Origin of the sequence: Exiguobacterium sp. s11 (assembly GCF_018619015.1) — a bacterium.
GTDB classification, from domain to species: domain Bacteria; phylum Bacillota; class Bacilli; order Exiguobacteriales; family Exiguobacteriaceae; genus Exiguobacterium_A; species Exiguobacterium_A indicum.
The window spans coordinates 165875-186399 of the sequence record NZ_JACSNF010000002.1 but is presented as its reverse complement, the minus strand read 5'-3'; the positions used below and the strand labels follow the sequence as shown (position 1 = coordinate 186399).

General features: G+C 46.2%; 19 protein-coding genes. 1 reads left to right on the top strand and 18 read right to left on the bottom strand.

The genetic code is table 11. The annotated features are described in order from the left end of the window. Nucleotides 1–42: 42 nt before the first annotated feature. From KNQ12_RS08575 to KNQ12_RS08565, 3 genes are read right to left on the bottom strand one after another with little or no spacing between them, the layout of a single operon-like run. On the bottom strand, nt 43–1395 hold the full coding sequence (locus KNQ12_RS08575; protein ID WP_023467520.1) for a DEAD/DEAH box helicase: 1353 nt from the start codon (nt 1393–1395) through the stop codon (nt 43–45). A gap of 47 nt (nt 1396–1442) precedes the next feature. Further along, on the bottom strand, nt 1443–2396 hold the full coding sequence (locus KNQ12_RS08570) for a sugar ABC transporter substrate-binding protein (RefSeq protein ID WP_035398353.1): 954 nt from the start codon (nt 2394–2396) through the stop codon (nt 1443–1445). Then, nucleotides 2393–4156 (bottom strand): ATP-binding protein, encoded by a 1764-nt coding sequence (locus KNQ12_RS08565; protein WP_214747540.1) that lies wholly within the window; start codon nt 4154–4156, stop codon nt 2393–2395. The genes KNQ12_RS08570 and KNQ12_RS08565 overlap by 4 nt, the downstream gene beginning before the upstream one ends. 144 nt (nt 4157–4300) lie before the next feature. On the opposite strand from KNQ12_RS08565, the gene KNQ12_RS08560 reads away from it, so the two are divergent. Further along, the gene (locus KNQ12_RS08560) at nt 4301–5248 is read left to right on the top strand and encodes a 4-hydroxy-3-methylbut-2-enyl diphosphate reductase (protein ID WP_214747538.1); all 948 of its coding nucleotides are present in this window, start codon (nt 4301–4303) and stop codon (nt 5246–5248) included. Between the two features lie 83 nt (nt 5249–5331). Here KNQ12_RS08560 and KNQ12_RS08555 read toward each other — a convergent pair whose 3' ends face one another. From KNQ12_RS08555 to KNQ12_RS08485, 15 genes are all read right to left on the bottom strand, one after another. Continuing rightward, nucleotides 5332–6444 carry a Nif3-like dinuclear metal center hexameric protein gene (locus KNQ12_RS08555; protein WP_214747535.1) on the bottom strand — a complete coding sequence of 371 codons (1113 nt, stop codon included), beginning with the start codon at nt 6442–6444 and terminating at the stop codon, nt 5332–5334. Further along, nucleotides 6444–7163 (bottom strand): tRNA (adenine(22)-N(1))-methyltransferase, encoded by a 720-nt coding sequence (locus tag KNQ12_RS08550; protein WP_326937793.1) that lies wholly within the window; start codon nt 7161–7163, stop codon nt 6444–6446. Before KNQ12_RS08550 ends, KNQ12_RS08555 begins: the two co-directional genes overlap by 1 nt. A 117-nt stretch (nt 7164–7280) precedes the next feature. Further along, nucleotides 7281–7622, bottom strand: coding sequence for a cytochrome c550 (gene cccA / locus KNQ12_RS08545; protein WP_023467513.1), 342 nt, complete (start codon nt 7620–7622; stop codon nt 7281–7283). A 153-nt stretch (nt 7623–7775) separates the two neighbouring features. Beyond that, a complete protein-coding gene (gene rpoD / locus KNQ12_RS08540; RefSeq protein WP_023467512.1) occupies nt 7776–8861 on the bottom strand; it encodes an RNA polymerase sigma factor RpoD in 1086 nt (361 codons plus the stop codon). 34 nt (nt 8862–8895) lie between these two features. Continuing rightward, entirely contained in the window at nt 8896–10692 is a 1797-nt protein-coding gene (dnaG, locus tag KNQ12_RS08535; RefSeq protein ID WP_023467510.1) for a DNA primase, read from the bottom strand. Between the two features lie 146 nt (nt 10693–10838). After that, entirely contained in the window at nt 10839–11648 is an 810-nt protein-coding gene (locus tag KNQ12_RS08530) for a pyruvate, water dikinase regulatory protein (protein WP_047396410.1), read from the bottom strand. Nucleotides 11649–11660: 12 nt separating this feature from the next. Beyond that, nucleotides 11661–12290, bottom strand: a complete 630-nt coding sequence (ccpN, locus tag KNQ12_RS08525; protein ID WP_023467507.1) for a transcriptional regulator CcpN — start codon at nt 12288–12290, stop codon at nt 11661–11663. A 21-nt stretch (nt 12291–12311) separates the two neighbouring features. Continuing rightward, nucleotides 12312–14372 carry a glycine--tRNA ligase subunit beta gene (gene glyS / locus KNQ12_RS08520; RefSeq protein WP_214747531.1) on the bottom strand — a complete coding sequence of 687 codons (2061 nt, stop codon included), beginning with the start codon at nt 14370–14372 and terminating at the stop codon, nt 12312–12314. Further along, nucleotides 14365–15255 (bottom strand): glycine--tRNA ligase subunit alpha, encoded by an 891-nt coding sequence (gene glyQ, locus KNQ12_RS08515; RefSeq protein WP_029341034.1) that lies wholly within the window; start codon nt 15253–15255, stop codon nt 14365–14367. The genes glyS and glyQ overlap by 8 nt, the downstream gene beginning before the upstream one ends. 288 nt (nt 15256–15543) lie before the next feature. Further along, the gene (gene recO / locus KNQ12_RS08510; RefSeq protein ID WP_023467502.1) at nt 15544–16293 is read right to left on the bottom strand and encodes a DNA repair protein RecO; all 750 of its coding nucleotides are present in this window, start codon (nt 16291–16293) and stop codon (nt 15544–15546) included. 3 nt (nt 16294–16296) lie between these two features. Next, entirely contained in the window at nt 16297–17205 is a 909-nt protein-coding gene (gene era / locus KNQ12_RS08505) for a GTPase Era (RefSeq protein WP_023467500.1), read from the bottom strand. Further along, nucleotides 17198–17596 (bottom strand): cytidine deaminase, encoded by a 399-nt coding sequence (locus KNQ12_RS08500; RefSeq protein WP_023467498.1) that lies wholly within the window; start codon nt 17594–17596, stop codon nt 17198–17200. The genes era and KNQ12_RS08500 overlap by 8 nt, the downstream gene beginning before the upstream one ends. Nucleotides 17597–17644: 48 nt before the next feature. Then, on the bottom strand, nt 17645–17995 hold the full coding sequence (locus tag KNQ12_RS08495; protein ID WP_058265082.1) for a diacylglycerol kinase: 351 nt from the start codon (nt 17993–17995) through the stop codon (nt 17645–17647). Beyond that, entirely contained in the window at nt 17992–18468 is a 477-nt protein-coding gene (ybeY, locus tag KNQ12_RS08490; protein WP_029341033.1) for an rRNA maturation RNase YbeY, read from the bottom strand. The genes KNQ12_RS08495 and ybeY overlap by 4 nt, the downstream gene beginning before the upstream one ends. Further along, nucleotides 18465–20522 (bottom strand): HD family phosphohydrolase, encoded by a 2058-nt coding sequence (locus KNQ12_RS08485; RefSeq protein ID WP_055966923.1) that lies wholly within the window; start codon nt 20520–20522, stop codon nt 18465–18467. Before KNQ12_RS08485 ends, ybeY begins: the two co-directional genes overlap by 4 nt. Between the last annotated feature and the right edge of the window lie 3 nt (nt 20523–20525).

Genomic DNA, 20525 nt, shown 5'->3' with positions numbered 1-20525 from the left:
CCCGAAAAATGTTTTTTCATTTCACGGGTGTCATCAATGGAATTATTTTGATTTGCGTGCGTTTTCTTTACGTTGCGCGCGACCGACACCACGTTGTTCTTTGATGCGTTCACGTTTTGCTGTTTCTTTCAGCTTGTATTGATGTTTCTTCTTATAACCTGGTTTAACACGTTTTTTCGCTTTTGCTGCTTCACCCGAAAGACGGCTATGTGCTGTCTTCGAGACGGCAGTCTTCATGTGCGGCTTCGCACGGCGACGTTCTTTGACTTCGACGATTTGAGTTCCTTTGACATCAACGTTTGTGAATTGAATGCCACGGTCCTCTAAACGATTGATCATGCCGTTCTCGTGATCTTCAAACAGTGTATATGCCAATCCATCTTGATCGACACGACCTGTCCGACCGACACGGTGGACGTAGAAGTCTAAATCTTTTGGAATGCCGTGGTTAATGACGTGCGAGACACCTGAAATATCAATTCCGCGTGCAGCAAGATCCGTCACGATGACATATTGATACTTCGCATCGTTGATTTCTTTGATGGCTTGCTTACGGCGACGTGCTGGAAGATCTCCGTGAAGAGAACCAACGTTCAGTCCTGCTTCTAGGAACAAAGCTTCGACTTCGATTGCTTCTGCTTTTGTATTCGTAAAAATTAAACAGATATAAGGGTTTAACGCTTTCGCGACTTTCAACGTCAATTGTGAGCGCTCACGATGTTTGACCGGAATCGTATGATGAACGATTTTCTTCGCTGTCTGTTGTTTTGGATCCACATGCGCATAACGCGGGTTATTCATATATTTTTTCAAGAACGGTTGCAATTTCTCAGGAATCGTTGCTGAGAAGACCATCATCTGAAGCTGTTCTGGAAGAGCTTGCGCAATCCGGTCAACTTCTGGCAAGAAGCCCATGTCGAGCATTTGATCCGCTTCATCGATGACATAGTGCTTCACGAAATGCGGTTTTAAAGCCTGTTCTTTGAATAGGTCTAAAATACGTCCTGGTGTTCCGATGACGATTTGGGGCGAGACTTTCACACGACCGATTTGACGTTCGCGATCCATTCCACCTGTAATAAGACTCGTCTTGATGAAGTCTGGTTCCTTCACGAGTAACGATTTCAGTTCTTCATGAATTTGCCATGCAAGTTCGCGCGTTGGAGCAACGATGATGGCTTGTAATTCTTGAAGCTTTGGATCGACGTTTTGAACGATTGGAAGAAGGAACGATAACGTTTTTCCTGTTCCTGTTTGTGATTGACCGATGATATCGCGTCCCTTTACTGCAGCTGGGATGATCCGCGACTGAATGTCGGTCGGTTTTGTGATGCGGGCGTCATCGAGTGCTTCGATGACGAACGGGTGTAATTGATAATGGCTGAATCCATTCATGAATTGACACCGTCCTTTCCTTATTTGCTGAGGCTTCTGCCTCTCGATTAGTTCAACATGGTTATGGGTCTACTACCGTCATACAGATAGGAGTACGTATAAAAACGAGTTGGAATCTTTTTGTTTTTCGTATGAAGCTTCAATGCACTGAAGGCGACTTTCATCATCTCATCAGCACTCTGGACGACCGTCGCATCCATCGATTTCATGTCAACAGCTTCTAATATAGCACGATTCCCGTCTATGCCGACAATTATTTTTCCTTTGATCCCTGCTTTTTTCAATGCTTCGAGGACACCTAGCGCGATATCGTCATTGTGACAATAGACTGCATCAAACGGAATTCCCGACTCAATCACCTGTGTCATGACCTGTTCTGAAGTGACGGGGTCGTAATCTCCATTCACGGATTCGACGATTTTCAGATCCGACTCCCGCTCAAGACCAGTCAAAAATCCCCGGTGTCGTTCATTCGTCGTGTTGACGTTTGCCGTACCTGCGACTTCAATGATATTAGCGGTGGCTCGTCCCGTCTGCTTGATGCGTTCGTGTTTGATGAATGATGCAAGTTGTTCACCAATCAATTGATTATTTGAGGTAATCGAACTGACGACTGCATCGGAGCGAATCAATCGATCGATCGCAAAAACAGGGATATCTTCTTTGGCAGCTTTTTCTAAAGATTCAGCGATGTAAACATCGTCGAGTGTGGTAACGAAAATTGCATCCACTTTCATTCGAATGAATTCTTCAATCTGCTCTCTTTCATTAATGCGTGAATTATGCGACGTCGCGACGACTGCTTCATATTTATTCAGTTTCGCTTGTGTCTTGAACGCATCAACGAGCCGCTGCGCAAATTCATGTTTATCATTGACGATCGTAAAACCGATGAGATGACGACGCGGATTCGAATCCGTATTCACGAACATATTGGATATAAGAAGAACGGATGATATCCAAATGACTAAGACGAATAGCCACGCTTTATTGAATTTCATTCCGTTTTCTCCTTTCGAGGTAAGTGAACTTGAATCGTTGTGCCAACTCCAGGTTTACTGTCAAAAATCATCTTCCCTTTGTGATCGCGTACGATTTGTTTTGACATGAACAGTCCAAGACCATTTCCATCCACTTTTGACGTCTTGAATGCTTGACCAACATGATCAATCTGATCACCGTCCATTCCGACACCATTATCTTGGATGATGAAGACAACCTCTTCCGGATAGATATGCACATGCAAATGACAAATCCCATCTGGCCCTTTAAACGCGACAGCTTGAAGGGCATTTCGAACACAGTTTGCTAAAATCTGCAAAATCCCCTCTTCTGATGCATGAATCTTTGGCATAAAGGAAGGTGTATAAATTTTACAATCCGCTTCGTAAAGATGAGCTTCCGCTTCTAAGATATATGTCAGCTTCTTCATTAAATCATTCATATCAATCGTCGTTTTTTGAAGCGCATTGTTCTCGCCTTTGGATAAATCAAGCATCGTCTGAATCATGCCGTTCGCTCGATCAAGCTCAGATAAAGCTAACATCAACATCTCTGTATCTCGATCCTTTTCTGCGGCTAATAACTGTAAGGTCATTTTGACTGGTGTTAATGGATTACGTATCTCATGAGCAATGCCCGCCGCTAATTGACCAAGTGACGCTAGCTTCTCTTGCTGCAACATGGTTTGCTGTTGACTTAACTGCTCAAGTCGCGCATGTTCCATTCGCTGTGAGTATTCATTATAAGCAGCGACCAATGTCTTCACTTCGTTTGATCCGGCACGTTCAAGGACGATCGGTTTCGGGGAACTACTTTTCTCAATTTTATGAACAAGCTCAAGTAAAGGAGATGTCAATTGTCGTGACATTAAATAGCCAACAATCAGACTAAGGACGAGCGTCAAAGCGGCGATGATCAAATACTGCTGCCGTGTCGTGTAGACAGGTTCATAAAAAACGTTTCGCGGCGTTCGAACGAGAATTTTCCAATCCGTCACCTTTAAATCTTTTGCAAAGTAATACATATCTTGATTCGTACTAAAGATTTCAGATGGTTCGACGGATTGAAATGCACGATCGATCACACTTCTCGACAATAGTCGTTCTTCGTCTGTCACAAGATTACTCGACGTTGCTAGCAATTCTTTTTTACTATTAAATAAATAGGCAATCGTTTGATCATCAAAAGATTCTAATGATTTCCGGAAAATGATTGAATTCATCGCACTTAGTCCACCACCAAACACACCTACACGTTCGTTACCATCTCGAACTGGCACGAACATATATGTGACGGCATCTGATTCCATTGAGTACAGCTTACTCATATGAAAATCCGTACTTGTCAGAGTTTGTAGAAAATCATCATCCTTTACTATCGTACTATCTGGTACGCGACGATCTTCACTTGAGAACCAAGTAATCTGTTTCGTCTTTCTGTCAAAATAAAAAAGACTTTTAAATCCAGTATCAATATCAAGAAGATTTGATTCTTCAATTTTTCGACTTAGCTTATCAGGATTTTCGACGTTTAACTGCAAACTCATGATTTCCTCATGTAAATTCCCAATGTTATCACGGATCGCGTTTCCAGAAACTTCGACACTTTTCTCACTCTGCTTTTCCGTTTGCTGTTCGACTCGTGAAATCGTGACTCGATCCGCAGTAAAGGCAAGCGCTGAAATGACAAGACATAACAGGATGAATAAGATGGCGGTGATTTGAAAAAAATACGACCGCATCATTTTCTTAGACTCCACCCTTTCGCCCCCTTATTAAATAATTGCAACTTCATTAGTATACCATGTTCTGTTTCTGAAACAGACTCCTCTATTTTCATTCCCGTCTAAACAATGGTACACTCTAACTAATCATTCTTTTTCACAAAGGGAGAATCTACAACTATGCTAGTAAAAAAAATCAGCCCCCGCGGCTATTGTTACGGTGTCGTCGATGCAATGAAACTTGCACAACAAGCGGCATTGAATAAAGACTTGCCACGCCCGATTCATATTCTTGGTATGATCGTTCACAATGCTCATGTCACACGTGAATTCGAAAGTATGGGTGTCATCACAGTCGATGGTCCCGATCGCCTCGAAGCACTTGAGACGATTCAAGAAGGAACTGTCATTTTTACAGCGCATGGTATTTCGCCTGCTGTTTATGCACGCGCCGCCGAAAAAAATCTGCACGTCGTCGATGCAACATGTCCTGACGTGACGCGTACACACGATTTGATTCGACAAGTCGTCGCGGATGATTATGAAGTCATCTACGTCGGCAAACATGGACACCCGGAACCTGAAGGTGCAGTCGGTGTAGCACCAGAGCATGTGCACCTCATCGAAAAAGTCGAAGATATCGATGAACTCCCGCCTCAGCTCGCTCATAAAAAAATCATCGTCACGAATCAGACGACGATGAGCCAATGGGATGTCCAAGCTTTGATGGAACACGTGCGTAAAAAGTATCCGCATGTAGAAGTACACAATGAAATCTGTAACGCAACACAAGTCCGGCAAGAAGCGGTGGCTGATCAAGCAGGAGATTGTGACCTTGTCATCGTCGTCGGTGATCCACGTTCTAACAACTCGAACCGATTGGCACAAGTATCATTCGATATCGCAGGAACTCCAGCGCATCGGATTGGTGATTTAACAGAACTCGATCTATCATGGCTTAAAGGTGTACAGCAAGTTGGTGTCACATCAGGTGCATCAACACCAACACCAATCACGAAAAAGGTCATTGATTTCTTACAGCAATATGATCCATCAGACATCAGTACACATGACAAGACACCATTCCTTGAACTACGACGGATTTTACCAAAAGTAAAAGTCCTTTAACCTGAATATGATAGAAGTAATAACAAACACCGGACAGCGAATCATCGCCGTCCGGTGTTTTATCTCATTTTTTACTTTACATATCACAAAAAATGAAAGGGATTCGTATTGGCTGTCGAGACGATGAGTTCCACATCTATCTTCTTCTCTTTGAATCGTTTGCTTAATTCGTTGACGACGCCTTCTTTCATGACCGACTCCACATGATGTCCCGGATCGACGACTGCTAGTCCAAGTGCCATCGCATCATGCGCTACATGGAAATAGAGATCTCCTGTCACAAGGACATCTGCTCCTGCAAATGCTGCAGTCGAGACGTACTTATTGCCGTCACCACCAAGGACCGCTACTTTTTGGATATGGCGCGATTCGTCTCCGACGAAGCGTAAGTTTTGTACACCAAACGCATCGCGAACATGTTCTGCAAATTCTCGTAACGTCATTGCTTCCGGTAACCGACCAATCCGTCCAAGACCAAGTGATGTTGCCGGGCGTTCTTGGCGAATGAGATCATAGGCGACTTCCTCATATGGATGAGCCTGTTTCATCGCTCGAATGACTTGTTTCTGATTCAGTTCCGTGACGATCGTTTCGATTCGGACTTCTGAAACGCGTTCGAGTCGCCCTGCTTCACCGATATACGGGGTAGCTTCCGTCAACGGTCGGAATTGACCTGTTCCATCGACGTGGAATTGACAATCACTGTAGTCTCCTTCTTTTCCTGCTCCCGCTTGTGCAAGGGCTGTTGAAACGCGCTCTACAGCCTCGGTCGGTACATAGACACTTAGTTTATATTGCGTGTTTTCAAACGTCGGTGCTAGTACTTCACAAGACTCAAGACTAAGCGCATCTGCCATCCAGTCATTGACCCCGCCTGGTGTTACGTCAAGGTTCGTATGTGCAGCATACACCGCAATATCGTGTTTGATACATTTTGTGACGATCCGTCCTGTTGCAGAACGATCCGTCACATTTGCTAATTTACTAAAAATCGGTGGATGATGCGCGATGATGAGATCGACCTTCTTTTCAATCGCTTCATCGACGACAGACTCCAAGACATCAAGTGTCACGAGCACACGTTTGACGTCCTTGTTCAATGTTCCGATTTGTAGACCAATCGGATCACCTTCGAGTGCGAATTTTTTCGGAGCAAATGCTTCAAACTGCTCAATGACATGGTTCCCATTCGCCATTAGTTCGTCACCTCTTCCATCTTTTGAATCAATCGTTCGATGGCTTCGATTTTTTCAGATAAAACCTCCGTTGCTTGTCCTTGTTTCATCTGAGCTAGGATATACTCTCGCTTTTGTTTTTCAATCTGCCATTTTTCAATGAATTCTGGTGCACGTTCCCGCATTAACTGTGGTCCAAAGAACAATTCCCACTGACGTGTTGTTTCGTCCTCTGAGTACAGTGTTTCATCTCCACGTTCTGCAACGAGAATTTCATAGATCTTTCCGTTCTCCTCGACGATGGCTTCAGACAATAACGCATATGAATTCGTCAGCAACCACTTCCGAACATCGACTGCATCAACATTTGGTTGAAGGATCAAACGTTCCTCCCCCGACAGCCGATCTTTGCCTTCTTCAAGGATTGAGGCAATCAGTGTTCCGCCCATTCCTGCAATCGTAATCGCTGTTGCTTCGCCCGGCTTTAAAACCGATAGTCCACTTCCAAGGCGGACATCGATTTGTGACTCGAGCCCGACAAGCGCCACTTGTCCTTTTGCCGCTTCCATCGGTCCTTCGTTTACCTCTCCCGCGATCGCGCGTTCGATTTTCTGTTGCTGGATACAAAAACATGGTACGAATGCATGATCTGATCCAATATCTGCGAGGATAGCTCCTTGTGGAATATACGACACGACTTTTTGGAGTCGTTGATCCAATACGACGTTCATTTGCATCATCTTCATCCTTCCTATTTTCCGAAAAACTCTCTTTTAAAAATAGCGGATTTACGCTAAAAAAGATACCATACACCACAAAAAAACATCCATCTCGTAACGAGATAGATGCCCTTGTTCTTATTTCTTAGCAGCTAACCATTTGGCTAGAACAGCTGCTTCTTCGTCATTCGCAAGACCGCCAGGCATTTGCCCTTTACCGTTCATTGCGATGTTCTTAATTTCATCTTCTTTCAGCTTCGCGCCGATCTTTGTTAAGTTCGGACCTGTTCCGCCTTCTAAGTTTCCACCGTGACATCCTGTACATCCTTTAGATGCAAACAAGTCTTCTGGCTTCATTTCTGCAGTTGACGGCCCTTTGCGAGCTTCCTTCACCTGATCGACCCCAAAGTAAGACAATGAAATCATAGCGATGATGGCGATGACTGCGATCGCCGCGAACGGTACTAATGGATTACGCATTTGGATTCCCCCCATATTCTATACCCAACCAAGTTGGTGACTGAATGGTATTCCCCGTTACTATTCTACTGTAAAAAAAACAGGGAAGGAAGAAAAAAACGAAACTTTTTTCTTCCTTCCCACTAAAATTTCATATATTCTTCACACTTTGAATTAATCGAGGAAATCTTTCAGGCGTTTCGAACGACTCGGATGACGTAATTTCCGAAGTGCTTTTGCTTCGATTTGACGAATTCGTTCACGTGTAACACCAAATACTTTCCCGACTTCTTCAAGTGTCCGTGTCCGACCATCGTCAAGACCAAAACGAAGACGGAGGACGTTTTCTTCACGATCCGTCAGTGTATCTAACACATCTTCGAGTTGTTCTTTCAAGAGTTCGTATGCTGCAGCATCTTGTGGTGCTGTCGCATCTTGGTCCTCGATGAAATCTCCGAGATGTGAATCATCCTCTTCCCCGATTGGAGTTTCAAGAGAAACCGGCTCTTGCGCAATCTTCAGGATTTCACGGACTTTTTCTGGCGTGATTTCCATCTCTTTTGAAATCTCTTCCGGTGATGGTTCACGTCCGAGATCTTGCAAGAGTTGACGCTGGACACGAATCAATTTATTGATCGTCTCAACCATGTGAACCGGAATTCGGATTGTCCGCGCTTGGTCAGCAATCGCACGTGTGATTGCCTGACGAATCCACCATGTTGCATACGTCGAGAATTTATATCCCTTCGTATAGTCGAATTTCTCGACCGCTTTGATCAGACCCATGTTGCCTTCTTGAATCAAATCAAGGAACAACATACCGCGTCCGACATAACGCTTCGCAATCGAAACGACGAGACGTAAGTTTGCTTCCGCCAATCGTTTTTTTGCTTCTTCATCGTTTTGTTCGATTCGTTTAGCAAGTTCGACTTCATCTTCTGCATTTAACAAATCAACGCGACCAATTTCTTTTAAATACATCCGGACAGGGTCATTGATCTTGACACCAGGAGGAACAGACAAATCGTTTAGATCCGCCTCTTCTTTTTCGTCCCCTGTACCGTCATTGTTGACCTTGATACCTTCTGTTTCAAGCAATTGAAGGAATTCCTCGAATTGCTGAGCATCCATTGATTCGAACGAACTTAGTTTGTCTTCGATCTTTTGGTGTGACAATTCACCATTTTTATGTCCGAGCGCGATGAGTTCCTCTTTCGCGAGACGGAGTAATTCAGCTTCTGATCTTGCTTTTTCTGCCATCGAACCATACACTCCTTCCACATCATGCAGCAGGTCATCGATCTTTTAAACGACGCTTCCGTTCTATGATCGCCTGCATCAGCTCCGCTTGAGCACGGATATCTGTTTGTTGATTCAATCGTGACTTTTCTTCTTCTAACAACCGACGTTGCTGTTCATTTTGGACGGCACGAATGTAGTGACTGAGTAAATCAGGATCATATTCAGGCATTAGCATGAACTCTAAATCCGCTACGATTCGTTGCAAAGAGGCGTCGTGCAACATCGTCAAAAAACGATCAGGACTTCCTTGCGTACCTGCTCCGTAAAATTCATATAGCTTGCCGGCAATCAATTGGTGTGCCGGATCATTGAATTGGACACCTAGTTGCTCTCGCACTTCAAGACATACTTCTTCTGAACGGATCATGTAGGCAAGCAAGAAGCGTTCTGCCTTCTTCCAGTTCGCGAACGTTCGGTCAGGAGGTGCTGTCGGTAGAGCAGCTGGGCGATCGGAAACGATTTGTTCTCTCTTCGGTTGTTGGACGGTTGGACGCACTTGTGCGATCAAGGAGTCTTTCGAGAGTTTGAATTCCTCAGAAAGTTTTCCTAAATAAATGTCCCGTAACAACGGATTGGATGTTCGACCAATCTCTTCAAGCATAGTTTCAATATATCGAACGCGTTCTCCTTCTAATCGCAAGTTTTTTCCTTGTCGAAAATAAAAAGATTTGAATTCAAGACTTGAAACCCGTTCTTGTTCAATCCAGTGTAAAAACGTCTCTTCGCCCTGATTCCCAATGAAGGAATCCGGGTCTTCGCCATCCGGTAAACGGATGACGGAACAGTCGACGGCAACGGCTTCAAGCAACTGTAGGGCTTTTAACGTCGCAGCGCGTCCTGCCTTGTCTCCGTCATAACAAATAATGACTTCATCGACGATACGTGCTAGGTTTTGGGCATGAACCGGTGTTAAGGCTGTTCCTAAAGAGGCTACCGTATAAGGTATACCCGCTTGAGCGACACGCACAACATCAAGATTCCCTTCAACGAGGACGACTTGTTTGATTTTGCGCATCGCTCCTCGTGCTTGAGCGAATCCGAATAACAGTTCACTTTTATTGAACAAAGGTGTTTCCGCTGTATTGACATACTTCGGATCACGACCATCAATCGAACGTCCACTAAATCCGACGATCGTGCCATCACGATCGGAGATAGGAAATACGACTCGACCGTTGAATCGATCTCGATAATCGCCATCGCGTCCGATTGAAATCAATCCCGCTTCGACCATCTCATCTAAATCAAACCCACGTCGTGCCAAGGAATCCACTGTAAAACGATCTTGATCCGGTGCATACCCGAGTCGGAACTCACGCATCGCACCTTCACGGATACCACGATTCTCTAAATAGATTCGTCCCGCGTCGCCTGCTTCCGTTTGAATCAACACCTCATGATACAACTCGGTGACGATCCGATGTGCCTCGCGCATCCGGAACTTCTTTTCCTGTTCGGGTGTCGATTCCGATTGTTCGAATCGATCCGGCTCCAGTTCCGGAAGTGTGACATCGCTTCGATCAGCTAATTTAGAGACCGCTTCCTTGAAACTCATTCCTTCTGTTTCCATGACGAAAGTGATTGCGTTTCCACCTGCACCACATCCAAAACAGTAGTACATCCCTTTATCAGGAGAAACAGAAAAGGAAGGTGATTTCTCAGAATGAAACGGGCAAAGCCCTGAATATCGATTCCCTTGTTTTTTTAATTCTACACGTTCTGAAATCAATTCGACGATGTCCGTTGCTTGGCGGACCTGATCGACGATTTCATCAGGAATTCGCTTCATTCCGTCCTCTCCCCTTTCCTTGAGAACTTATCCTTACATGACCATACCCGCAATGAAACGGAACGATGACTCGTTCCGTTTCATTAGAAAAAGGGCATTATCTCATTTATCAGCTAAACAAGTATACTATGTTCCTGACTGCTTGACTAGTCATGCGCCTTCCCGGAAATTCCGGTCAAAATCAGGTTTGCCGTTTCCTCGACTGCTTTATTCGTCACGTCGATGACTTGGCAACCGATTCGTTCGTATAAATTCCGTGCGTATTCGAGTTCCCGGTTGATTCGGTCCATCTGCGCGTATGCTGCTTCTGGTTTGAGTCCTAATGAACGCAGGCGTTCCATTCGGATGTCGATCAACTTTTCCGGTGAGATGAGTAGTCCAAAACATTTTTCTTTTGGAATATCGAATAGCTCCGCTGGCGGGATCGATTCAGGTACGAGTGGTACGTTCGCTACTTTATATCGCTTCAAAGCCAGATACTGCGAAAGTGGTGTCTTTGATGTACGCGACACCCCGATCAAGACGATATCCGCACGTTTGATACCTTTTGGATCACGTCCATCGTCATACTTGACAGCAAATTCAACCGCTTCGATTTTTCGGAAATACTCCTCATCTAGGCGATAGATTAACCCTGGCTCTTCCTTCGGTTGCATCTGCAAGCGATCTTCCATCGTGTCAAGCAATGGACCAAGTAGATCAATCGCTTTAACACCGTGGGCGCGAGCTGTGTCTGCAAGCAGACGACGATGGGTCGCATGAACGATCGTGAAAGCGATTGTCGCTTGTTCTTCTTTCGCATGAAGAACCAAGTCATAAATGACTTGATCATCATCGACGAACGGAATGCGGACCGTTTCGATGGCTTGTTCCGGGAATTGGATTGCAGCTGCGCGGACGACGAGTTCACACGTCTCTCCGACAGAGTCACTCACGACATAAATCCGTTGACGCATCAGGAACCCTCCTTAAATTTCTTCATCACGTGCTAAAGCGACCAACACTTTCGTCATGTTCGTCTTCGTCATTCGACCCACGACTTTCAAGACGCCGTTCTCCTCTTCGACGACTGGCATTGAATCAATCTGCTTTTCGATCAGTTTCATGCCGGCACCAATCAACGTTTCCGATTTTTCACAGACCGTCAAATTCGGCATCCGTGTCATGATGATGTTGACCGGTAACGTATCTAATTCTTGATTACCGATTGCCGCACGTAGAAAATCCTTACGTGACAACACACCGACTAACGCATGGTCCTTACTGACGACGAACAGCGAACCCACATCTTCAAGGAATAAGTGAACGATCGCATCGTATACGGTCATCCCTTCATGAATGACCTTTGCCGACGACATGAATTCGCCGACGGTCAAGGTGTCGAGTTTCTCATGAAGCATGGACGCATTTTTCTTTCCAACGTACATATAGCCGACACGTGGACGCGCTTCTAGCATGCCGGTCATCGTTAAAATCGACAAATCGGGTCGTAATGTCGCCCGTGTCAGGGAGAGTGCAGAAGCAATCTGCTCTCCCGTGATCGGACCATTCTCTTTGACGATTTGGAGTATCTTTTTTTGCCGTTCATTTAACTTCATCGGCTCATCCGTCCTTTTTCTTTACGCTAAAGTAAGTGCATTGAACCGGGCGACTGATTCGATGGCTTGCGCAAATCGTTTCATTTCGCTAAGACGGTTCGTACGGACTGTTTCGTCGTCCGTCATGATCATCGTACCGTCGAAGTAGGCTGTAATCGACGGAACGGTTGCATCAAGTGCCTCAAGCGCTCGTTCATAATCAAGTGACGCGATTGCTTGATCAACCTCTGGTAAGGTCTTCTCAATCGCCTCATGCAACGCGCGTTCCGCATCATTTTCAAAGAGCGCTGGATTAACAGTTGTGACGTCTTCTGCTTTTTTCGAGATGTTTAAGACACGGCTGAGTTGTTCGACCGTTTTCTTGAACGATTCTTTTTTCGTCGCACTTTCAAGCATTGCAGCACGTTGCTCATTCGCTTCGACTGTCAACGTATGATCAAGAGCGGCTTCGACGACATCATGACGGAAGTTCATTTCCGATAGACGGTATTTCAAGCGTTGTGCAAAGAAGTCTTGTAATGCAGATTGGACTTCTTCGGCATCCTTCGCGTAAAGACCTGCTGCCACCTGTTCTGAAACGACGAAGGCAATCAATTCAGTCAATGTCAGATTCAACTTGCGATCTGATAAAACCTGAACAATCCCTTGTGCTTGACGACGCAATGCGTACGGATCCGCTGATCCACTTGGAATCATACCGACACCAAAGAATCCAGCGACGCTGTCCATCTTATCGAGAATCGCATAGAGTGTTCCTGTCGGTGTTTCCGGACTTGCATCCCCCGCGAAGCGTGGCATGTAATGTTCACGAATCGCAGCCGCGACTTCCGGATCCTCATTCTTCATGTTCGCATACCGCTCACCCATCAGACCTTGCAATTCTGTGAATTCATAGACCATTTGACTGACGAGGTCGAATTTATAGATCTGTCCTGCACGTTCGACACGTGTTTTGTCTGCACCGACACGATCTGCAAGTGCGAGTGCCATCTGACGGACGCGACGGACTTTTTCGCCTGTCGTTCCTAATTTTTCATGGAAGACGATTTTATCAAGACGTTTCGCCTGTTCATCGATATCTGCTTTTTTATCTTCTTCATAGAAGAACTGCGCATCGGCTAAACGGGCACGGATGACTTTTTCGTTTCCGCGTGCGACGTTTTCAAGATGTGTTGCGTTTCCGTTTCGTACCGTGACGAAATAGTGGAGCAACGCACCGTCACGTTTGACCGGGAAGTAACGTTGGTGTTCTTTCATCGTCGTGATCAAGACTTCTTCTGGTAACTCAAGATACGCTTCATCGAATGCACCGAACAAGGCTGTCGGATACTCGACGAGGTTCGTGACTTCTTCAAGTAAAGACGCATCAATCGGCACTTCGAATTGTTCGCGTGCCGCAAGCGCTGCGATTTGTTCTTCGATCAATTGACGACGTGCTTCATAACTGACGATGACGTTTTCTCCTGCGAGCGCTTCAACATAAGCGTTCGGACGCAGGATCGTGATGTCCTGCCCAAGGAAACGATGTCCACGTGATGTCCGACCCGTTTCGACGGATGCGACTTCAAACGGGATGACTTGATCGTCAAGCAGGGCAATCAACCAACGAATCGGACGCATGTAACGTAACGATTGTGTGCTCCAACGCATGTTTTTCGGGAATGTCATCGCTTCGACGACTTGTTTTAGTCCAGGAAGTAGATCGGCTGTCGCTTGTCCGACTTCCTTACGTGTCGCATAGAGATACTCGACTCCTTTTTCTTCTCCAAGGAAGAGATCGTCCGTCGTTAACCCTTTACCACGCGCAAACCCTTCGGCTGCTTTCGTCCAGTTCCCTGCTTCGTCCATCGCGATACGTTTTGCTGGTCCTTTTAATGTCTCTTCGAGGTCACTTTGACGTGCTGCGAGACCTTTGACATACACTGCAAGACGACGTGGTGTCGAGAAGGATTCGACGCTTGTGAACTCAATCCGAGCTTCTTCAAGGAAACGCGTCACGCGTTCCTTGAGTTGTGTTTCGGATTGAAGGACGAATCGAGCCGGCATCTCTTCTAAACCGATTTCAAGTAATAATTCATGCATGTGACTCACCTGCTTTCGACTTGATCAATGGGAAGCCAAGACGTTCCCGTTCTTCGATGAAACTTTGCGCACAACGGCGCGACATGTTCCGGACACGATGGATGAATCCTGTACGTTCCGTGACGGAAATCGCCCCCTTCGCGTCAAGAAGGTTAAAGGTATGTGAACATTTTAAGATGTAATCATACGCTGGGAAAACGAGGTTCTCGTCCAAGGCGCGATTCGCTTCTTTTTCATATTGATCGAACAACGTGAAGAGTAAGGCGACATCTGACGTTTCAAACGTATACTTCGAATGTTCGAACTCCGGTTGATAGAAGATATCACCGTATTTGAAGCCATCCGTCCAAACGAGATCAAAGACACTCTCAACGTCTTGAATGTACGACGCAAGACGCTCGATTCCATAAGTGATCTCGACTGCGATCGGATTACACTCGATTCCACCGACTTGTTGGAAATACGTGAATTGCGTGATTTCCATTCCGTTCAGCCATACTTCCCAGCCGAGACCTGCAGCACCGAATGTCGGGTTCTCCCAGTTATCCTCTACGAAACGGATATCATGTTCGAGTGGGTTGATACCGAGCAACTCGAGACTTTGTAAGTACAATTCCTGAATGTTGTCAGGTGATGGTTTCATGATGACTTGGAATTGATGGTGTTGATACAGACGGTTCGGGTTTTCCCCGTAACGACCGTCAGCCGGACGGCGTGATGGTTCTGTATAACAAACGTTCCATGGTTCTGGTCCGAGACTCCGTAAGAACGTCATCGGATTCATCGTACCGGCTCCTTTTTCTACGTCGTATGCTTGCATCGTCAAGCAGCCTTGTTCTGCCCAAAATTTTTGTAATGTCAAGATCATGTCTTGTACTGTCATCTTCACGACTTTCACCTCCGAAATGATTAAGGAACGCAAAAAACGCCCCTATGTACAACAATCGTTGCACATAGGGACGAGACGAGCCCGCGGTTCCACCCTACTTGCATGCATCGCATGCCACTCTTTTTGACAAAGAACACTCCGAAACGCCATTCGCGCCCCTCTCACTCCCAGCTCGCACCACCCTGGAATCGCTTGATTGAGAAAAAGACGGTACTCCTTTTCGTCATCGTGTTCATTTAGTTGCTTCTACCGCATTTATTCTACCGAACCCGCTTGTTGCTGTCAATCGTTGCCGAAATCAATCAACTGGTCGAGGACACGTTTTGAACGTAGGCGTAACCCGCTGTAGCGTTCCATATAAGCATCCATGATTTGACGCAGTAGACGCTTCGTTTCCGGCTTCACCGTCACGGTCCCGATTCGCGAGAAATCATAGACGGAAAACACGTAGAGCATCTTCGCGACTGCCTCTGACATAAAGACGGCATGTTCATCCTCATGACGGTGCCGGCGACAGAGTAGACCGCCGTGGTGTAACGAAAAAGCAAACGGTGCTTCAGCACTCCCGCAAATCGTACAGCCGTTCAAGTGCGGCGCAATCCCTAGATGACGCAACAGGCGCAACTCGATGATGAAAGAGACGACGTCGGGATCAAGTCCTTCATCCATCGCCTCCAGTCCTTCAACGAACAAATCATAGAGTGCCGGTTGCGGCACTCGTTCATCAAGCGCTTTATCTGCCAGCTCCAGTAGATACATCGCATACGCCATCAAGACGACATCTTGCCGGATATGCGCGTGGCTCGTGATGACGTCTGCCGATTTTAACTGACCGAGACCACGTGACCGTGGATAGATATAGACGGCTCGAACGAAAGGCTGGCTTGCCGCGTTGAAACGACTACCCGGCTTCTTCGCTCCTCGCGCCATGACGGCGAGCTTGCCGTATTCACGTGTCAGTAGCGTGACGATCTTATTCGATTCACCGTATACGACCGTTCGTAGTACAAGCCCTTCCGCCTTATCGATCATCGCTTAATACTCGTCATCGCGGAAGCCAAGTTCACGCAATTGACCGGCCTTGTTACGCCAATCCTTTTGGACTTTGACCCACAAGTTCAGGTAAACTTTTGTTCCGAGTAACATCTCGATGTCCGTTCGTGCTTCGGAGCCGATTTCTTTTAGAAGTGCTCCGCGTTTACCGATGATGATTCCTTTTTGGGAATCGCGCTCGATCAAGATCGTCGCATGGACATCGACCATGTTTCCATTCTCACGCGTCTTGATTTGATCAATCGCGACCGCGATTGAGTGTGGTACTTCATCGCGTGTCTTTTGCAAGACTTTCTCACGAATCATCTCTGAGATGATGAAACGCTCCGGGTGGTCAGTGACTTGATCCGCCGGATAATACATCGGTCCTTCCGGTAAGATCTTCGCGATTTCTTCAAGTAACGGTCCGACGTTGTTACCTTGAAGCGCAGAGATCGGAACGACTGCCGCAAACTCGAGCTCATTTTTATATGACTCGATGATTGGCGGAATATCATTCGGATGAATCAAATCGACCTTATTCATGACGAGGATGATGGGTGTATCGAGTTCCTTCAATTTTTCAATGATGAAATCGTCACCTTTTCCTTTTGGTTCCGTCACGTTGACCATGAATAAAATCGCATCAACTTCACGCAATGCGTTCGTCGCGACCTTCATCATGAAGTCGCCGAGTTTATGTTTTGGTTTGTGAATCCCTGGTGTATCGATGAAAATCGTCTGAACGTCTTCTGTCGTATAGACACCTTGGATCTTGTTTCGCGTCGTTTGTGGCTTATCAGACATGATGGCAATCTTTTGTCCGATGACACGGTTGAGGAATGTCGATTTTCCGACGTTCGGGCGTCCGATGATCGAGACAAAGCCCGATTTGAATCCTTCTTTAAACATGTAAATCCCCTTTCGTGAATGCTCCTGGTAAGAGGGCACCCACTGTTGTTTCTGTGACATCCCCTTTAAGGTTCGTCAAATAGATTGGCATATCCGCGTCACACATCTCTGATAGCACTTGGCGGCATTGTCCGCACGGTGCGACCGGTCCTTCCGTGTCCGCAACGACAGCCATCGCTGCATACTCGCGCGCATCCTGTGCCCACGCAGAGAAGATTGCTGTCCGTTCTGCACAGTTACAAAGACCATATGCAGCGTTTTCAATATTGCAACCATGGAAGACTTGTCCGTCTTTTGTTAGTAGAGCAGCACCGACTTGGAATTTCGAATATGGAACATACGCTTTTTCGCGTGCACGTTTAGCTTGTTCGAGTAATTGTTCTGTTTTCATGTGAGTATCCCCTTCTTAGGAACGGTATTGGCCAAAAAGGCCGGATTCTTATTGTACCAAATATGGGATGAAGATGCATAGTGCAATTGCAATAGATGTAAGCGCCAACACAAGAACAGCTCCACTTGCAATATCCTTGACTGCTTTTGCCAGTGGATGCCATTCCTGCGTCACGAGATCAACGACGCGCTCAAACGCTGTATTGAACATCTCGGCACTGATGACGATCCCGACCGTCAAGAAGAGGATCGCTCGCTCGACAGACGTCAAGGGTAATAGAAAGGCGACAAGCAACACGATGGCACCAACTGTCACGTGAACTTTCATATGCCGTTCTTCTCGAATCGATTGGCGCAATCCGTTCATGGCATGTCGAAACGGTTGCCACCAGCTTTTCACAATGTGCCCCGATATAACTCGAAGTGATGCAGGATTTCCTCCTGTCGCTTCGTCATGACTTCCTCATCTGCTTTTTCAATGTGATCGTATCCGAGTAAATGGAGAAAACCATGGACAGCGAGGAAACCGAGCTCTCGCTCAAAATGATTCCCATACTCTGCCGCTTGTTCACGACACCGTTCTACGGAAATGATCAAATCGCCGAGGACGATTGGTTCGTCTTCGAGCAATCCAAAATCGATTTCATCTTCTCCGAGTTCTTCCATCGCAAAGGAAATGACGTCTGTCGCCTGATCCTTTCCACGCCATTCACGATTGATTTCTTGAATCTCATCGTTTGAGACGAAAGTCACGGACAACTCACTATTTGAATCGACTTCTTCTTGTTCCGCCGTGTAAATCAAAATCGATTCGACAAGCTGTCGTTGTTCTTCCGTTAGACGATTATTTTCGTCTGTCATATAAATATTCATGTCGTTGCCTCTTTCTTTAATTCTGGATACTCGATTCGTTCATGGAACAAACCGGATAAGGTATGACACGCACTTTCACCAACGCGATAAATCTCACGTGTCGTAATGTCACATTCCGCAAATTGATCATCCATCATCTTTTCACGAATGATTTTCGCGACCAAGTCCCGAATTCCTTCTTCTGAAGGAGCTTTCATCGAACGAACTGCCGCTTCAATCGAGTCAACGATCATGATGACCGCCGCTTCACGAGTTTGTGGTTTCGGACCCGTGTAACGGAACGTCTCCTCATCGACCTCACCTTGTTCTGCTGCCTTGACATAAAAGTATCTCAGCAGAGAGGTTCCATGATGCTGGCGGCAAATATCGATGATCGCTGCAGGCAGTTTTGCGTCTTCGAGTAATTCAACACCATCCTCGGTATGTGCCAAGATGACACGTGCCGACTCTTCCGGTGTCAATCGATCATGGGGATTGCGTCCATGCTGGTTCTCAATGAAATAAAGCGGTCGTCGCGTTTTCCCTAAATCATGATAGTAGGCGCCGACTCGTGCAAGCAAGCCATCTGCTCCGATTGCTTCACAGGCTGTTTCTGCTAGGTTCGCGACCATCATACTATGATGGTACGTTCCCGGTGCTTCAACTAATAGTTTTTTGAGTAACGGATGCGTCGGGTTCAACAGTTCGAGTAGACGGGTCGGTGCTAAAATACCGAACGTCATCTCAAGAAACGGCAATAGTCCAATTGCTAGGACGGCACTCAAGATACCACTCGCAATCGCAAAACCGATTAAAATCAGCGTTTCTCGTAGTTCGAACGTACCACTTCGTAACAGGACGAATGCTAAGAAAATCGCGATGTTTGCTCCGGCAATCGAAACACTGCTCATGAAAATACGACGTCGTGACAAACTAGAGCGCAGGAAAAACGTTGCGACTAAACCACCGACCAATAAATAGATTGCGATATTGAAGCTGAAGTTCTGGTTCGTACTATAGAAGAACGTTCCGGCAAGCGCCGTAAACAGAGAACTCGATAATGCAATCCGTTCGTTCAATAAATTGCGCAAGACGAGCGCAGCAAAAGCGGTCGGCGTGAGTAAGTAAAATGCTGGATTGATGTCGTCTGCTAAGAACGCCATACCATACATGACGAGTAATTGTAGACTGACGACGAGGTAGACAAGCCCGAATAATCGAATCCGCCCCATTTGAGCGTATCGCAGTTTTGAACGGTGAATGAATCCAAATAAAAAGGCAGTCATCAACGCACTGACAAGCATCGCCCCGAGTAACGGTTTCAACGACTGTCGATCAGAAATCAAGCCGACTAATTGTAGCTGACGATAGGCATCTTGTGAAATCACTTCGCCTCGTTTAACGATCACTTCGCCTTCTGAAATGATGACTGGTTCAACTTTATCACTCGTCTGCTTACGAAGCTGTTCCGTCTTTTCCGGATCATAGACGTAGTTCGTCACGATCAGTTGATCGGTCATCGCTTTAGCGACTGCTTTTAGTGAAAAGGACAGTGGCGAACGTTCAATATCCGTTCGCGCATTCTCACGTGCCTCCGCTACTTCACCACCATCAGACGAGATACGTTGACGCATCGCTTCTTCAATCGCGGTGATGACGACGTCACGTGTCGTATTCCGTAGTGCTGTCGTCGACGTCACAAGCAAGCGTAACTCATCATCCTTCAAAAGAGTTGCCGCCTCCGTTCCACGCAGACGCTGTTTGATTTTACCGATCTCATTTGTTTTTTTGATACCAGACAAACTCGCAAAAAGTTGTTCGACTTTATCAATTTGTTGTGCTGCATACTCTTGTTTGATCGTATACTGACTCTCGATTGCAGCAACCGAATTTTCCTTGATTTGATTTGTTGCAACCCGGTCCTCCATCGTCAAGGGTGACCGGATATCTTCTTCTGCAATTGAGAATGGTTCTGCGGACAAGGCTTCTGGCCGAACACTGACATACATCATCGTCGATACGACGAGATAGAATACTACTGTCAAAAGCCCGACCCAGACCCCAACCTTGCGCATATC

Bases quoted from the DNA above. Each gene is read 5' to 3' on its own strand.
- ybeY (WP_029341033.1), bottom strand. From the start codon at position 18,468: ATGAATATTTATATGACAGACGAAAATAATCGTCTAACGGAAGAACAA.
- era (WP_023467500.1), bottom strand. From the start codon at position 17,205: ATGTTTAAAGAAGGATTCAAATCGGGCTTTGTCTCGATCATCGGACGC.
- KNQ12_RS08570 (WP_035398353.1), bottom strand. From the start codon at position 2,396: ATGAAATTCAATAAAGCGTGGCTATTCGTCTTAGTCATTTGGATATCA.
- glyS (WP_214747531.1), bottom strand. From the start codon at position 14,372: ATGCATGAATTATTACTTGAAATCGGTTTAGAAGAGATGCCGGCTCGA.
- KNQ12_RS08575 (WP_023467520.1), bottom strand. From the start codon at position 1,395: ATGAATGGATTCAGCCATTATCAATTACACCCGTTCGTCATCGAAGCA.
- glyQ (WP_029341034.1), bottom strand. From the start codon at position 15,255: ATGACAGTACAAGACATGATCTTGACATTACAAAAATTTTGGGCAGAA.
- rpoD (WP_023467512.1), bottom strand. From the start codon at position 8,861: ATGGCAGAAAAAGCAAGATCAGAAGCTGAATTACTCCGTCTCGCGAAA.
- ccpN (WP_023467507.1), bottom strand. From the start codon at position 12,290: ATGAAGTTAAATGAACGGCAAAAAAAGATACTCCAAATCGTCAAAGAG.
- KNQ12_RS08560 (WP_214747538.1), top strand. From the start codon at position 4,301: ATGCTAGTAAAAAAAATCAGCCCCCGCGGCTATTGTTACGGTGTCGTC.
- KNQ12_RS08500 (WP_023467498.1), bottom strand. From the start codon at position 17,596: ATGAAAACAGAACAATTACTCGAACAAGCTAAACGTGCACGCGAAAAA.
- KNQ12_RS08530 (WP_047396410.1), bottom strand. From the start codon at position 11,648: ATGCGTCAACGGATTTATGTCGTGAGTGACTCTGTCGGAGAGACGTGT.
- cccA (WP_023467513.1), bottom strand. From the start codon at position 7,622: ATGCGTAATCCATTAGTACCGTTCGCGGCGATCGCAGTCATCGCCATC.
- KNQ12_RS08485 (WP_055966923.1), bottom strand. From the start codon at position 20,522: ATGCGCAAGGTTGGGGTCTGGGTCGGGCTTTTGACAGTAGTATTCTAT.
- KNQ12_RS08550 (WP_326937793.1), bottom strand. From the start codon at position 7,163: ATGATGCAAATGAACGTCGTATTGGATCAACGACTCCAAAAAGTCGTG.
- dnaG (WP_023467510.1), bottom strand. From the start codon at position 10,692: ATGAAGCGAATTCCTGATGAAATCGTCGATCAGGTCCGCCAAGCAACG.
- KNQ12_RS08555 (WP_214747535.1), bottom strand. From the start codon at position 6,444: ATGGCGAATGGGAACCATGTCATTGAGCAGTTTGAAGCATTTGCTCCG.
- recO (WP_023467502.1), bottom strand. From the start codon at position 16,293: ATGATCGATAAGGCGGAAGGGCTTGTACTACGAACGGTCGTATACGGT.